Origin of the sequence: Mesorhizobium sp. NZP2234, assembly GCF_013170765.1 — a bacterium.
In the GTDB taxonomy this organism is placed as follows: Bacteria; Pseudomonadota; Alphaproteobacteria; order Rhizobiales; family Rhizobiaceae; genus Mesorhizobium; species Mesorhizobium loti_D.
In genome coordinates this window covers 3374350-3388528 of the sequence record NZ_CP033364.1, presented here as the reverse complement: position 1 = coordinate 3388528, position 14179 = coordinate 3374350, and the positions used below count along the sequence as shown (strand labels likewise).

At 65.7% G+C, this 14179-nt stretch carries 9 protein-coding genes and 1 pseudogene; 7 read left to right on the top strand and 3 right to left on the bottom strand.

The window, feature by feature from the left end:
• Positions 1-74 precede the first annotated feature (74 nt).
• From EB230_RS16610 to EB230_RS16590, 5 genes are all read left to right on the top strand, one after another.
• Positions 75-1145, top strand: coding sequence for an ATP-binding protein (locus EB230_RS16610; protein ID WP_172373229.1), 1071 nt, complete (start codon positions 75-77; stop codon positions 1143-1145).
• Positions 1142-1777, top strand: a complete 636-nt coding sequence (locus EB230_RS16605) for a response regulator transcription factor (protein ID WP_056573185.1) — start codon at positions 1142-1144, stop codon at positions 1775-1777. Before EB230_RS16610 ends, EB230_RS16605 begins: the two co-directional genes overlap by 4 nt.
• A gap of 364 nt (positions 1778-2141) precedes the next feature.
• Positions 2142-2393, top strand: a complete 252-nt coding sequence (locus tag EB230_RS16600; RefSeq protein ID WP_156394433.1) for a hypothetical protein — start codon at positions 2142-2144, stop codon at positions 2391-2393.
• Between the two features lie 153 nt (positions 2394-2546).
• The gene (locus tag EB230_RS16595) at positions 2547-4301 is read left to right on the top strand and encodes an ABC transporter permease subunit (protein ID WP_172373227.1); all 1755 of its coding nucleotides are present in this window, start codon (positions 2547-2549) and stop codon (positions 4299-4301) included.
• Positions 4302-4326: 25 nt separating this feature from the next.
• Entirely contained in the window at positions 4327-5661 is a 1335-nt protein-coding gene (locus EB230_RS16590; RefSeq protein ID WP_056573191.1) for a nitrate/sulfonate/bicarbonate ABC transporter ATP-binding protein, read from the top strand.
• 88 nt (positions 5662-5749) lie between these two features.
• Here the strand turns inward: EB230_RS16590 and EB230_RS16585 are convergent, their stop codons facing one another.
• Together EB230_RS16585 and EB230_RS16580 are read right to left on the bottom strand one after the other, a co-directional pair.
• Entirely contained in the window at positions 5750-7303 is a 1554-nt protein-coding gene (locus EB230_RS16585; protein WP_056573194.1) for a trimethylamine methyltransferase family protein, read from the bottom strand.
• A gap of 12 nt (positions 7304-7315) precedes the next feature.
• Positions 7316-9727 carry an FAD-dependent oxidoreductase gene (locus EB230_RS16580; RefSeq protein ID WP_172373225.1) on the bottom strand — a complete coding sequence of 804 codons (2412 nt, stop codon included), beginning with the start codon at positions 9725-9727 and terminating at the stop codon, positions 7316-7318.
• A 296-nt stretch (positions 9728-10023) separates the two neighbouring features.
• Here EB230_RS16580 and EB230_RS16575 point away from each other — a divergent pair, with 296 nt between their 5' ends.
• Entirely contained in the window at positions 10024-11499 is a 1476-nt protein-coding gene (locus tag EB230_RS16575; RefSeq protein ID WP_056573200.1) for an esterase-like activity of phytase family protein, read from the top strand.
• A 192-nt stretch (positions 11500-11691) separates the two neighbouring features.
• Here the strand turns inward: EB230_RS16575 and EB230_RS32645 are convergent.
• Positions 11692-12185: pseudogene (locus tag EB230_RS32645) on the bottom strand (L,D-transpeptidase); the annotation flags it as partial.
• 482 nt (positions 12186-12667) lie between these two features.
• On the opposite strand from EB230_RS32645, the gene EB230_RS16565 reads away from it, so the two are divergent.
• Positions 12668-14140 (top strand): MATE family efflux transporter, encoded by a 1473-nt coding sequence (locus EB230_RS16565; RefSeq protein WP_056573207.1) that lies wholly within the window; start codon positions 12668-12670, stop codon positions 14138-14140.
• The last annotated feature ends 39 nt before the right edge of the window (positions 14141-14179 follow it).

The following is a 14179-nucleotide window of genomic DNA, read 5'->3' as shown; positions in this document are numbered from 1 at the left end:
TGCCGGGCCAAAAGGTGGCACGCTAGTGTCCTCTTGTCCGCAAACAGGGCAATTCGAGCAGCAAGGAGGCCGGCATGTCTGGAAGATCATCCTTGCCGCTCCTCTGGCGCCGGCCGCTGCTGCCGGCCCTGCTTGTGCTGCTGGCGGCGGCGATCTTCCTCGCCGACACGATCACCAATCTGGAGATCGCGGTCGCGGTCTTCTATGTCGCCATTGTCCTGATCGCGGTGCGCTATCTCGACCAGCGCGGCGTGGCGATGGTCGCGGCGGCCTGCATGGCGCTGACCGTGCTGAGTTTTTTCCTCACGCGGGCGGGTTCGGTGCCGGCAGGCGTGATCAACTGCGCCATCAGCCTGGTGGCGATCGCCGTCACCGCCTATCTGGCGCTGCGCACCGCCGCCGCTGAGGCGTCCGCCCGCGAAGCACAGGCACAGCTCGCCCACATCACGCGGGTGACGATGCTGGGCGAGTTGACGGCCTCGATCGCCCACGAACTCAACCAGCCGCTGGCGGCGATCGTGTTGAACGGCAACGCCGCCCGGCGCTGGCTGGCGGCTGGCAACCCGGATGAGGCCGGCAAGGCGGCCGAGCGCATCGTCAGGGATGCCGAACGCGCCAGTGAGCTGATCAGGCGCCTGCGCGACCTGACGCGCAAGGCAGCCGGCAAGGCCGTCCGGCTGGATGTCAATCAGCTGATAGCCGAGACGCTGACCCTGGTGGAGAACGAGGCCGGCAGAAGCCATGTCTCCTTGCGGACAGAACTCGCCGGCAAGCTGCCTCGAGCCGAGGCCGACCCGGTGCAGATCCAGCAGGTCATCCTCAACCTCATTCTCAACGCGATCGAGGCGACGAGCGGCGAGCAGGAGCGCGACGTGACAATCGTCACCAGTGCCGGCAAGCCCGGCGAGATCGTGATCGAAGTCCGCGATTCAGGCCGTGGCCTGAGCGGCGTCCAGCTCGACCATGTCTTCGACGCCTTCTACACCACCAAGCCCGAGGGCCTGGGCATGGGGCTTGCCATCAGCCGCTCGATCATCGAAAGCCATGGCGGACGCATCTGGGCCCAGCCGGCAATGCCGCGCGGTGCCGCATTCTTCTTTTTGCTGCCGGCAGGCCGGACAGGATCGCGCGGGTCGAACCAATGAAGCAAGCCAGCGGATCGGAAACGAGCAAACCGGAACAGATCGTTTTCGTCATCGACGACGATCCCGCCATGCGCGAGGCGCTCGACAGCCTGCTGCGCTCGGTCGGGCTGGATATCAGCTGCTTCGGTTCGGTCGCCGAATTCCTGGGAGCGCCGCGGCCGGACATCCCCTCCTGCCTTGTGCTGGACGTGCGCCTGCCCGGCAAAAGCGGCATGGACTTCCAGAAAGAGCTCGCTCGTTCCGATGCGCCGCTGCCCGTGATCATCATGACCGGTCACGGCGATATCGCCATGTCGGTGCAGGCGATGAAGACCGGAGCCGTCGATTTCCTGCCAAAACCGTTCCGAGAACAGGACCTGCTCGATGCCATAGCCGCCGCCTTGGACAAGGACCGGTCGCGGCGGACGCAGAAAGCCGAGATTGATATCCTGCGCGAACGCCTGGCGACGCTGAGCGAAGGCGAGCGCGGCGTCGTCGCGCTGGTGGTCCAGGGACGGCTCAACAAGCAGGTCGCTGGCGATCTCGGCGTCAGCGAGATCACCGTCAAGGTCCGCCGCGCCCGCGCCATGCGCAAGATGCAGGCCGGCTCGCTGGCCGAGCTTATCAAAATGGCCGCCAAGCTCGGAATCTGACCCCTTCAAGCCGGCGGATAAGCCGTTATTTTCCAATGCGTTGCCAGCGCGTCCCTTTCCACGGGATCTGCCTCCTTATGCCTTGGTATCAAGCCATATACCTAAGATTCCGGCGCTCGCGTTGACACGCTGCAAGCCATGGGCGTAAGGCGGCGTGGCTTCGGCTGACCGAGGCATCAACTCGAGATCGAACAGGTTATGGACAGCTATCCCAGTCGCTGTCCGGATCAAGCCCCAGGCACGGTCCGGACACTGGCCCCATCAACAGATTTGGTTTCCGGCATGTGGCGCCGGTCGGGCCTCGGCAGGGCATAACCCGCCTGCGGCTCGCCTTGCCGTCCCGCCGGACCGCGAGAGGTGAGCCATGAACACCAATGTCATTCCCCTCCGCGCGCGCCCCTTCGCGCGCTCCGCTTCAACTGTACGGCCGTCTGTTGCAACAACGCGCGGCCTGGCGGGCGAGGCCGGCTTCACCATGCCGCCGACCCGGCTCGTCTGCGTCTGGCGACGCGGCACGGTGAGCGGCCGCCTGGAGTGCCGCTGGACGCAGGAGCAAAAACCCGTTTCCGAAGAGGGCGTCAGTCGTCGAACGGCCCTGCCACGGCACGCCGCCTGAGCCCCTCTTCGACGCCGTCCAAACCTCCGCGCTGACGGCCGCGCCCTGGCGCCCGGCGCGACCGCCTCCCGGTCGAAGCCTTTCGCATGCCCGCAACCATCCGGGCTTTCTCCCAAGCCATACCGCAATCGGCCCATCATCCGGAGGCCCATCATGATCTTCCTGCCTCACAACCGCAATTCCCTGGGCGAGGCCGCGGCCCTCGCGCGTGGACGCATCGCTCCCAACATCTACGACACCGTCGCCTTCGCCATGCTGGTGGCCTTGCTGGTGCTTCTGGCGCATGGCGCCGCCGGCATGCGCGCGCCAACGACACTGCTCACCACCTCGCCGGTGACGCTCGATCTCGCCAACCTGCCGGAATACGCGCTGCGCACCACGCTGCGCATGTTCGCTGCCATCATCGTGTCGCTGATCTTCACCTTCACCGTGGCGACGCTGGCCGCCAAGAGCCGCCGTGCCGAGATGGTGATCATTCCCGCGCTCGATATCCTGCAATCAGTGCCGGTGCTGGGCTTCCTGACCTTCACCGTCACCTTCTTCATGGGCCTGTTTCCCGGCAGCCAGCTCGGCGCTGAATGCGCGGCTATCTTCGCCATCTTCACCAGCCAGGCCTGGAACATGGCGTTCTCGTTCTACCAGTCGCTGCGCACGGTGCCGGGCGACCTCGATGAGGTCAGCCGTGGCTTCGGCCTGTCGGCCTGGCAGCGGTTCTGGCGGCTGGAGGCGCCGTTCGCGGCCCCCGGCCTGGTCTGGAACACGATGATGTCGATGTCCGGCGGCTGGTTCTTCGTCGTCGCCTCGGAAGCCATCACCGTCGGCACCACCACCGTGCAACTGCCTGGCATCGGCTCATGGCTGGCGCTCGCCATCGACAAGCAGGATTTCAGGGCCGTCGCCTGGGCCGTGATGGCCATGGGCGTGCTCATCCTGCTCTATGACCAATTGCTGTTCCGGCCCGTTGTCGCCTGGGCCGACAAGTTCCGTTTCGAGCAGACCGCCGGGCAGGAAAAGCCCCGCTCCTGGGTCTACGATATCCTGCGCCGGGCCCGGTTGCTGCAGACCGTGGGATTGCCGATCGTATGGCTCTGGCAGCGCGCCATGCTGCTACGACTGGGCAAGCGTGCCATGCCGGCAGCGTCCGCCGCATCGCGCCGCTTCTCGCGCGCGCTCGACATCGCCTGGGTGGGACTGGTGCTGATTGTGGCCCTGTGGGGCGTGGTCGAGACGGTCCTGTATCTCAGGCAGACCCTTGGCTGGAACGATGTGGCCGAAGCCTTCAGCGGTGGCCTGCTCACCTTGCTGCGCGTGGTCGTGCTGATCGCCGTGGCCAGCGTGATCTGGGTGCCGATCGGCGTCTGGATCGGCTTGCGGCCGGCGGTCGCCGAACGCGTACAGCCGCTGGCGCAATTCCTCGCCGCCTTCCCCGCCAACGTACTGTTCCCGTTCGCGGTGATCGCCATCGTTGCCACCGGCGCCAACCCCAGCATCTGGCTGTCGCCGCTGATGGTGCTGGGCACGCAATGGTACATCCTGTTCAACGTCATCGCCGGCGCCAGCGCCTTCCCTTCCGATCTCAAGGAGGCAGCCAGGGTCTTCAAGATACGGTCCTGGTCGTGGTGGAAGAACGTCATGCTGCCGGGGATTTTCCCCTATTACATCACTGGCGCGCTGACCGCCTCCGGCGGTTCGTGGAACGCCTCGATCGTCGCCGAACTGGCAAGCTGGGGCAACACCAGGCTCGAAGCCTTCGGGCTCGGCTCCTACATCGCCAAGGCCACCGAGGCCGGCGATTTTCCGCGCGTCATCCTCGGCATCGCCGTGATGTCGCTCTTCGTCACCCTCTTCAACCGCACCCTCTGGCGTCCGCTCTATGTCTACGCCGAACGCCGCATGCGGCTCGACTGACCCCCACTCTTTCAGGAGACTGATCATGAACCAGGCTGTCATCACCCAAGCTGTCATCACCAAGAACCGGCCGCTCGTCGAAGTCCATGGCGTCTGCCAGACCTATGACAAGGGCAGCGCCGGCAAGCTCATCGTCCTCGACCAGGTCGGGCTGACGCTGGGTTCCGGCGAGATCGTCGGCCTGCTTGGCCGCTCCGGGTCCGGCAAGTCTACTTTGCTGCGCTCGATCGCCGGCCTGATCCGGCCGAGCCAGGGCGCCATCACCTTCGAGGGCAAGGCTGTCTCCGGCACGCCGGACGGCATCGCCATGGTCTTTCAGAGTTTTGCGTTGTTTCCCTGGCTGACGGTCCTGCAGAATGTCGAACTCGGGCTCGAGGCACAGGGCGTCTCGCCGGCAGTGCGCCGCAAGCGCGCGCTGTCGGCCATCGACCTGATCGGCCTCGACGGTTTCGAGAACGCCTATCCGAAGGAGCTGTCGGGCGGCATGCGCCAGCGCGTCGGGCTCGCCCGCGCCCTCGTGGTGCATCCCAAGGTGCTGTTGATGGACGAGCCGTTCTCGGCGCTCGACGTGCTGACGGCCGAGACGCTGCGCACCGACCTGCTCGACCTCTGGTCGGAAGGCCGCATGCCGATCGAGTCGATCCTGATGGTGACGCACAACATCGAGGAGGCGGTGCTGATGTGCGACCGCGTGCTGATCTTCTCGTCCAATCCGGGCCGCGTCGTCGCCGAGCTCAGGATCGACCTACCGCAGCCGCGCAACCGGCTGGATCCGGCGTTCCGCGCGCTGGTCGAGGACATCTATGCCCGCATGACCGCCAGGAAGGAGCCGGGCAGCCCTGCCCGCGACGGCGTCTTCCCGGGTTCGGGTATCGCCATGGTGCTGCCGCGCGTTTCGACCAACCTGCTCGCGGGCCTGATCGAGGCGGTCGCGGCGGCGCCTTACAAGGGGCATGCCGATCTGCCGCCGCTGGCCGCCAGCCTGCAGCTCGAGATCGATGACCTGTTCCCAATCGCCGAAACGCTTCAGTTGCTGCGCTTTGCCGAACTGGCCGAGGGCGACATCCAATTGACCCTGGCCGGCAAACGCTTCGCCGAAAGCGAGGTCGACGCGCGCAAGCAATTGTTCGCGCAGCAGCTCGCGACCTATGTGCCGCTGGCCGGCCACATCCGCCGCGTGCTCGACGAACGCGCCAACCACAAGGCGCCAGCCCGCCGCTTCCGCGACGAACTGGAGGACCACATGTCCGAGGGCTATGCCGACCAGACGGTGCGCGCCGTCATCAGCTGGGCTCGCTATGCCGAATATTTTGCCTATGACGAGGAGAGCGATCTTTTCACGCTCGACAACCCGACATGAGCAATCCCAGGATAAGTGCGAAGCGGTTTTCCAGGGAAAGCGCATTTCTCTTGCTTTGCGCAATTCCCAAGGGTGTCGCGGCTACCGCTCACGAAACCGGTGCCGCGCCGCCCTCTTCGGTGCGCCGCGCGATGAATTCGTCGAGCACGCCTGATGTGGCCGCAGCCGATGCCGGCGGCTCGAAATCGGCAACCGCGCGCCGCCAGACCCCGGTGGCGCGTTCGCTCGCCGTCTTCGATCCACTTTGCGTCCAGTTGCCGAAGTTCGACCAGTCGGCCACCAGCGGTTCGTAGAAGGCGGTGCGGTAGCGCGCCATGGTGTGGCCAGCCGAGAAGAAATGGCCGCCCGGTTGCACTTCGGCGATCGCCTCGAAGCCGATCGCATCCTCGTCGCCCGGCGTCGCGGCGCAGAGTTCGGCGACCGTCTGCAGCGCCTCGATGTCGGTGATCATCTTCTCGAAGGAGACGCTCAAGCCGCCTTCCAGCCAGCCGGCGGCATGGATGCACATCGTCGCTCCGGCCAGCACCGAGCCCCACAGCGCGAACTGCGTTTCGTGTGCTGCCTGCGCGTCCGAGATGTTGGCGGCACTGCCGCCGCCGGACCGCCAGGGCAGTCCGGTGAAGCGCGCCAGCTGGCCGGCACCCAGCGTTGCCTTGACATGCTCCGGCGTGCCGAAGGCCGGCGCTCCGGATTTCATGTCGACATTGGAGGAGAAGGAGCCGTAGACGACCGGCGCGCCGGGCCGCACGATCTGCGCCAGCGTCAGGCCCGCCAGCGCCTCGGCATGCTGCAGCGCCAGCGCGCCGGCGACCGTGATCGGCGCCATTGCACCCGCCAGGCAGAACGGCGTGATGACGGAGACCTGGCCGGCCCTGGCGAAATCGATGATGCCTTGCGCCATTGGAATGTCGAGCTGGCGCGGCGAGTTGGTGTTGATGACGGTGTAGCAATGCGCGTTTGCCAGGAACTCGTCCTGCGACAGGCCACGCGCCAGCCGGATCATCTCGAAACCGTCCTCGACCTGCGGCGTGCCGCGCGCGAAGACGAACGGGAACTTGTCGGACAGCGTCAGTTGCGCGCGGTTGACGGCATAGTGGCGAAAGCGGTTGTCGACATCCTGCGGTTCGATGCAGGGGCCTAGCATGTGCAATACGTCGAAATGCTGCACCAGCCGCAGCAGATCCTCGAAATCGGCCAGCGTGCCCGGCCGCCGGCCACGTTCGAGATCGGTGACGTTGGGCGCGCCGCACCCGGCCAGGAAGGTCATCGACCCGAGTTCCAGCGTCAGGTCGCGGGAACGGTCGCCGGCTTGGGCATGGATCGACTTCGGCGCCGAGGCGAGAGCCGCCACCACCATGTCGCGGCCGATGCGTACCATGTCGGTATCCGGGTCGACCAGCGCGCCGGCACTGGCGAAATAGTCACGCGCCTGCGGCAGCAGCACCTTGATGCCGAGCTCCTCCAGAACGCGCAGCGCCGTGTCGTGGATCGAAGCCACCTGGTCATCCGAAAAGATCGGCTGCGGCAGGAACGGGTTCTTCAGCAACCGGTAATTGGGCCGGCGGCTGCTCTCGCTGCCGGCCTCGCCGGTGCGTCCACGTCGGCGCTCGCGCCTGCCGTCTCGTGCCGCGTCATCGACCATCGAAAATCCTCCTCATTGCCGCATCGCCTTGCCCGAGGGATCGTAGGGCGAGGCCGCGATGATCCGTGCCGGCCGCTCGACGCCGACAATGTGCACCGAAAGCGCCGTCCCCTCCTCGGCAAAATCGTCGTCGACCAACGCCAGCGCGACGCTCTTGCCGATCGTGTAGCCAAAGCCGCCCGAAGTGACGAAGCCGATGCGTCGGCCGTCGCGCCAGACCGGCTCGAAGCCGCTTGCGTCGGCATCAACGGCATCGATCTCCAGCGTCACGATCCGCCGCGAGGTACCTGCCTGGCGTTCCGTCAGTGCCGCCTCGCGGCCGACGAAATCGCCCTTGTCGAAGGCGATGAAGCGGTCGAGGCCGGTCTCGCCTGGCGTGTAGCCCTGCGTGAATTCGCGTGACCAGATGCCGAAGCTTTTCTCCAACCTGAGCGCATTGAGCGCGTAGTAGCCGACCTCGGCCAGGCCAAGATCTTCACCGGCCGCAAGCAGCGTGTCGCGCAGCGTGGCATGCATGGTTACCGGGCAACTGATCTCGAAGCCGAGCTCGCCGGCGATAGAGAGGCGGGCAACCCGCGCCCGCACCATGCCGATGTCGAACGTGCCGCAAGCCATGAACGGCAGTGCGGCGGCGGAGACGTCCTGATGTGTTGTACGCTCCAGGATTTTCCGCGCATTCGGCCCGGTCAGCAGGAAGCCGCCCGTTGCGTCGGAAATGTCTGTGACCGTGACGCCCTCTCCTGCCTGGCTCTCGAACCAGCGCATGTGGAATTCCCTGAGATAGTAGGAACCCATCAGCCAATAATCGTCGCCGCCCCAGTTGATTACCGTGAGGTCGCCCTTCAGCCGCCCGTCCGGCCCGAGCATCGGCGCCAGCCGCGCCTGTCCCGCCTTCGGCAGCTTGCATGCCAGCAGCCGGTCGAGCCATGCCTCCGCATTCGCGCCGGACACCGCATAACGTGAATAGGCCGAGATATCGACGAGGCCAGCGGCACGCCGGACCTGCAGCGCCTCGTCGCCGACGATGTCGAAGGCGTTGGACCGCTTGAGCGTGGTGCTTTCGCGAAACCCCATCGGCGCGAAATAGGCCGGGATCTCCAGCCCCCACGATGCGGTCCACTCGCAACCCGCGGCACTCATGCCGTCATAGGCGCCGGGGCGTTTCAAGGGCCTGCCGGCTGGCAGACGCTCATTGGGAAAGGTCATGACGAAACGGCGCGAATAGAACTGCCGCGTCGTCTGCTTCAGATATTCGCGATTGGCGGCGAAGGCGCCATAGCGGGCGATGTCCATGCCGAAAATGTCGGCCTGCGGCTCGCCGTAAATCATCCATTCGGCCAGCGATTTGCCGACGCCGCCGCCCTGGCTGAAGCCGGCCATGACGCCGCAGGCGACCCAGTAGTTTTTCAGGCCGCGCACCGGTCCGACGATAGGGTTGCCGTCCGGCGTGAAGGTGAAGGCGCCGTTGACCCATTTGCGGATGCCGGCGCTCGCCAGGCAGGGAAAGCGCTCATGCGCCTTGGCGAGTTCGGGACTGATGCGGTCGATGTCTTCCGGGATCAGCTCGATCCCGTAGTCCCAAGGCGCGCCGTCCATGTTCCAGTGCTTCGGGTTCTGCTCGTAGACGCCAAGCAGCACGCCCTTGCGCTCCTGGCGCAGGTAGGAGAAGCCGTCGAGGTCGACGGCGATGCCGATCTCCCGGTCAAGTGCCGCGATCTCCGTAATGTCCTCGGTGACGAAATAATGGTGCTCCATCGGCGTCACCGGCAGGTCGACGCCGGCCATGCGTCCGAGCTGCTTGGCCCAGAGCCCGCCGGCGTTGACGACATGCTCGGCGACGATGGTGCCCTGTTCGGTGACGACGTCCCAGCGACCGTCCGCGCGGGACTTCAATTCGACGACACGGTTGCGCAGGATCACCTCGGCCCCGCGCTTCTTCGCGGCGCCAGCATAGGCATGCGTGGTGCCGTAGGGGTCGAGATGGCCTTCGTTGGAATCATGCAGGCCGCCGAGCACGCCGGTGACATCGACGATCGGGCAGATCGCCTTGATCTCTTCGGGAGTCACCAGCCGCGCGGTTTCGATGCCGACCGACTGGAACACCGCCCAGGCCGATTTCAGCCACTCCCAACGCTGGGGGTCGCTGGCGATGTTGACGCCGCCGGTCATGTGCAGGCCGATGTCCTGGCCGGACTCGGCCTCGATCTCGCGATAGAGGTTGATGGTGTAATCCTGCAGCGCCGCGACGTTGGGATCGGCATTGAGCGCATGAAACCCGGCCGCCGCGTGCCAGGTCGAACCGGCCGTCAATTCGGCGCGCTCGATCAGTGCGACATCGGACCAGCCGAACCGCGTCAGATGGTAGAGCACCGAGGCGCCGACCACCCCACCCCCGATGACGACTGCGCGGTAGTGCGGCTTCAAGGCTTCCCTCCCGGTCTGTCAGAAGCCGCACCATATACGCGCTGTACATAAGTGTCTAGTGCTGCGCCTGCTGACTCGAAATGGATTCGGGGTGATCTAATTCTCGCCCCGAGCGCACGTCCTCGCAGGGCAATGAACACGCGGGCGGGCATACGTGCCGCGCTGTCACGCAAGCATCATGTTCGCGCCGTAGACCGCTTTCCGGGGAGCGGCGCGCGGCATCATCGATGTGCCGCCTCCTTGAGCTTCTTCGTTCTTCGGCCGCTCCGTCACATCCGTCACCAAGAGGACCATCCATGAAACACCTGCACCGAACCGTCGCGCTCGGCGTCGCGCTGACCTTGTTCACCGCCTTGACGCCGGCGCTCGCCGACAGCACCGCGACCGTCGGCGCCACCAGCTTTGTCAACAAGGGCCTGGTGGGCGTTGGCCGCATTCCTGCCGCCCAGCGCGACAAGTTCGGCGAGACGTTCGGCTCAGGCTCCGGCATGTCGATCGACGTCGCCGGCTGGACGCATGACGCGGGCACCTACAAGGGTTCGCTCTGGTTGCTGCCGGACCGCGGTTACAACGTCGCCGGCACCACGGACTACCGGCCGCGCCTCAACACCATCGGCATCGAGTTCACGCCGGCGGCACCGGGTGCTGCTGGCCAGGAACAGACAGGCGTGAAGGCAACGCTTGCCGACACCTTGCTGCTCACCGACGACAAGGGCACTGATGCCACCGGCCTCGATCCGCTGTCGGATGTGCGCGCCGCGGCTGGCGACATGCCGATGCTGCCCGCCGCCACCAACGGCAAGCTCGCCCTCGACAACGAGGCGGTCGTGCGGCTGCCCGACGGTTCGATGTTCGTCTCCGATGAATATGGCCCGAATATCTACCGGTTCTCGGCGCAAGGCCGCCTGATGTCGGCGACCCAGCCGCCGGCGGCCCTGGTGCCGATGCGCAAGGGCGCACCGAACTTCTCCTCTGACAATCCCGGTCCAGGTGCAGCCGACCCCGATCCGAAGGATCCCGATACCGGCCGCCAGAACAACCAGGGCCTGGAAGGCATGGCGATGACGCCGGACGGCAAGTTCCTGATCGCCGTGCTGCAATCGGCGACTAGGCAGGACGGTGGCGATTCAGCTTCGACCCGGCAGAACACACGGGCGCTGGTCTATGACGCCTCCGACCTCGCCCATCTCAAGCTGGCGCACGAATATGTCGTGCCGCTGCCTGTGTTCAAGGACGCCAAGGGCAAGACCAAGGTCGCCGCCCAGAGCGAGATCGTGGCGTTGTCGGACACGGCGTTCCTGATGCTGGCGCGCGACAGCGGCAACGGCCAGGGCCTGAAGGGCGATACGTCGCTCTACCGCGAAATCAGCATCGTCGATGTCTCGTCCGCCACCGACATTGCCGGCGGTCCTTTCGATGCCGCTGACAAGCCGCTCGCCCCCAAGGGCGTACTCGACCCGTCGGTGACGCCGGCCAAGCTGACGCCGTTCATCGACATCAACGACAATGCCGAGCTTGGCCGCTTCGGCCTGCACAATGGCGCCCCCAACGACCAAAACAACCTGTCCGAGAAGTGGGAAGCGATGTCGCTGGCCAGCGTGCTCGATCCGAAGCTGCCCGACGATTATTTCCTGTTCGTCGCCAATGACAACGACTTCCTTGCCCAGGACGGTTTCCAGGTCGGGGCGCCCTACAAGGCCGACGACGGCGCCGATGTCGACACCATGTTCCTGGTCTATCAGGTCACGCTTCCCGGCCTCGCCAAGAAGTAACGCCTGAAAAGGCGGGCGCCCAGCGCGCCCGCCTCAACGACGTCAAACGGCTGACCGTGAGGACGCCTATTTCAAGAACTCCGCGTCCTTCGGCACGCCCGCGTCGATCGGCTCTGCCGTCCTGCTCGACACAGCCATGATCTTGCCGGCGGCCGACAGGTTCGGTCGAACGAAGACCTGTGCGGGGCCGTCGACGCGGCTGTAGAGGTCGATGATGTCCTGGTTCATGAAGCGCACGCAGCCGGGCGACGCGTTCTTCCCGATGGAATCCCACTCTGGCGTGCCATGCAGCCGGTACATCGTGTCCTTGCCGTCGCGGAAGAGATAGAGGGCGCGGGCGCCCAGCGGGCTCTGCGGGCCGGGCGGCATGCCGTCCTTGTATTTCGCCAGTTCCGGCCGGCGCTGGATCATTTCCGGCGGCGGCGTCCACACCGGCCACTCTTCCGCGCCTGCACCACCGCGCTGCCGGTCCATCCAAAACCGGCCTTGCCGAGGCTGACACCGTAGCGGATGGCCTTGCCGCCGTCGCGCACCAGATACAGGAAGTGCTCGGAGACATCGACGACGATTGTGCCGGGTTTCTCTCCGGTCGGGTCGGCCACGATCTGGCGCACGAACTTCGGATCGAGCCTGGCCACCGGGATTGCCGGCAACTGATAACCCTCATCGGTGCGCGCCGCGTACATGCTTGCGGCATCGCCGAACGCCGCATCGGGCGGCGCCGCGGCAACCGGTGGCGGTGGCGTCGCCACATCCGTCGTGGTGCAGGCCGAAAGAGCCATGAGGCCGCGCTCAAAGCGGACGCACCCAGAAAAGCGCGCTGGCTCAGGCGCTCGGAAAACAGCGGAATATCGGACATGATCCCCCCGGCTTGTCCATATTTGATAAGGATATGCGGACCCCACGCCTAGGGATCAATACCCATTCCGGGAGCTTTGAGAACATGATCGGACCAAGGCAAGTCCAGGAAGATGCGTTCGGTCTGCCGGGCAGAGCGCATAGCGCTTTCCCCCTTTGTAATTGCGTCGAACAGGGCGATTGAGCGGTTCGCCGCTTCGTGAAGCTGTGAACCGCTCAAGATACGCCAAGCGGAATTTTCCGACGCCGCATCGACCTGTGCCGTTGAATCGGCAATCATCGCGGACCGAGTTGGGATAAGCCTCCAGCCATGACCGAAAAAATGCCCACGCGCCGGCGCACCGGCGACCTGACCAGCGGCCCGATCCCACGCACGCTGCTGCTGTTTGCCTTGCCGGTGTTGGGCTCCAACGTGCTGCAGTCGCTCAACGGGTCCATCAATGCCGTCTGGGTCGGCCGTTTCCTTGGCGAATCGGCCCTGACGGCCACCTCCAACGCCAACCTCGTCCTGTTCCTGATCCTGGGCACGGTGTTCGGCATCGGCATGGCGGCGACCATCCTGGTGGCGCAGTCGGTCGGTGCCCGCGATCTGCCCGAGGCGCGCCGCATCGTCGGCACCAGCGCCACCTTCTTCTTCCTCGTTTCCATAGTCTTCGCGGTATGCGGCTGGATCTGGGTCGACGCCATCCTCAACACGCTTGGCACACCGGCGGACGCCTTGCCGCTGGCGCGGTCCTATCTGCGCATCATCTTCATCGCCGTGCCGATGATGAACCTTCTGTCCTTCGTCATGACCGTGCTGCGCGGCGCCGGCGATTCGCGTACGCCCTTCTTCTTCATGGCGCTGGCGGTCGTGCTCGATATCGTGCTCAACCCCCTGCTGATCCGCGGCATCGGCCCCTTCCCCGAACTCGGCATCGCCGGATCGGCGACTTCGACGCTGATCGGTCAGACCGTGAGCGTCATCGCCATCCTTGTCGTGCTCTATGCGCGCAAGCATCCGCTGCGGCTGGCCGGCGCCAATCTCACGCTGCTGTGGCCCGACCCCGCCTTGCTGCGCATTGTCGTCTTCAAGGGCGTGCCGATGGGGCTGCAGATGATCGTCATCTCGGCGGCGGCGCTGACGGTGATGGGCATCGTCAATTCCTACGGCTCGCAAGTAGCCGCCGCCTACGGCATCGCCGCGCAGCTGTGGACCTACATCCAGATGCCGGCGCTCGCCATCGGTGCCGCGGTCTCCTCGATGGCGGCGCAGAATGTCGGCGCCGGCCGCTGGGACCGGATCGGCCGCGTCGCCGCCTCCGGCGTCGGCTTCAACCTTGTCCTGACCGGCGCTCTCGTTGCGCTGTTGTGGCTCTTCGACCGCTCGATCCTCAGCCTGTTCCTGAGCAGCGACAGCGCGGCGATTGATATCGCCGCCCATATCAACACCGTGGCGTCCTGGTCGTTCATCCTGTTCGGCGTCACCATCGTGCTGTTCGCCACGGTGCGCGCCACCGGTGCGGTGATGCCGCCGCTGATCATCCTGGTGATCTCGGTGCTCGTCATACGCACCGGCTTTGCCTATTTCATGCGCGGCGTGATCGGCGAGGAAGCGTTGTGGTGGAGTTTTCCGGCTGGCTCGATCACCTCGCTGGTTCTGGCCGCGGCCTATTACCGCTTCGGCGGCTGGCGCACCATGCACATGATCGAGGACAGGCCGGCCGCCGGCGAGCCGCCGGATACCGGGCTTGGCGTGCCGCGTGAGCGCGCGAACATGGCGCCTGAAACGCCGAACGGCTGATCACCGACAAGGAAAAAAGGGCCGCGGATGACGCAGCCC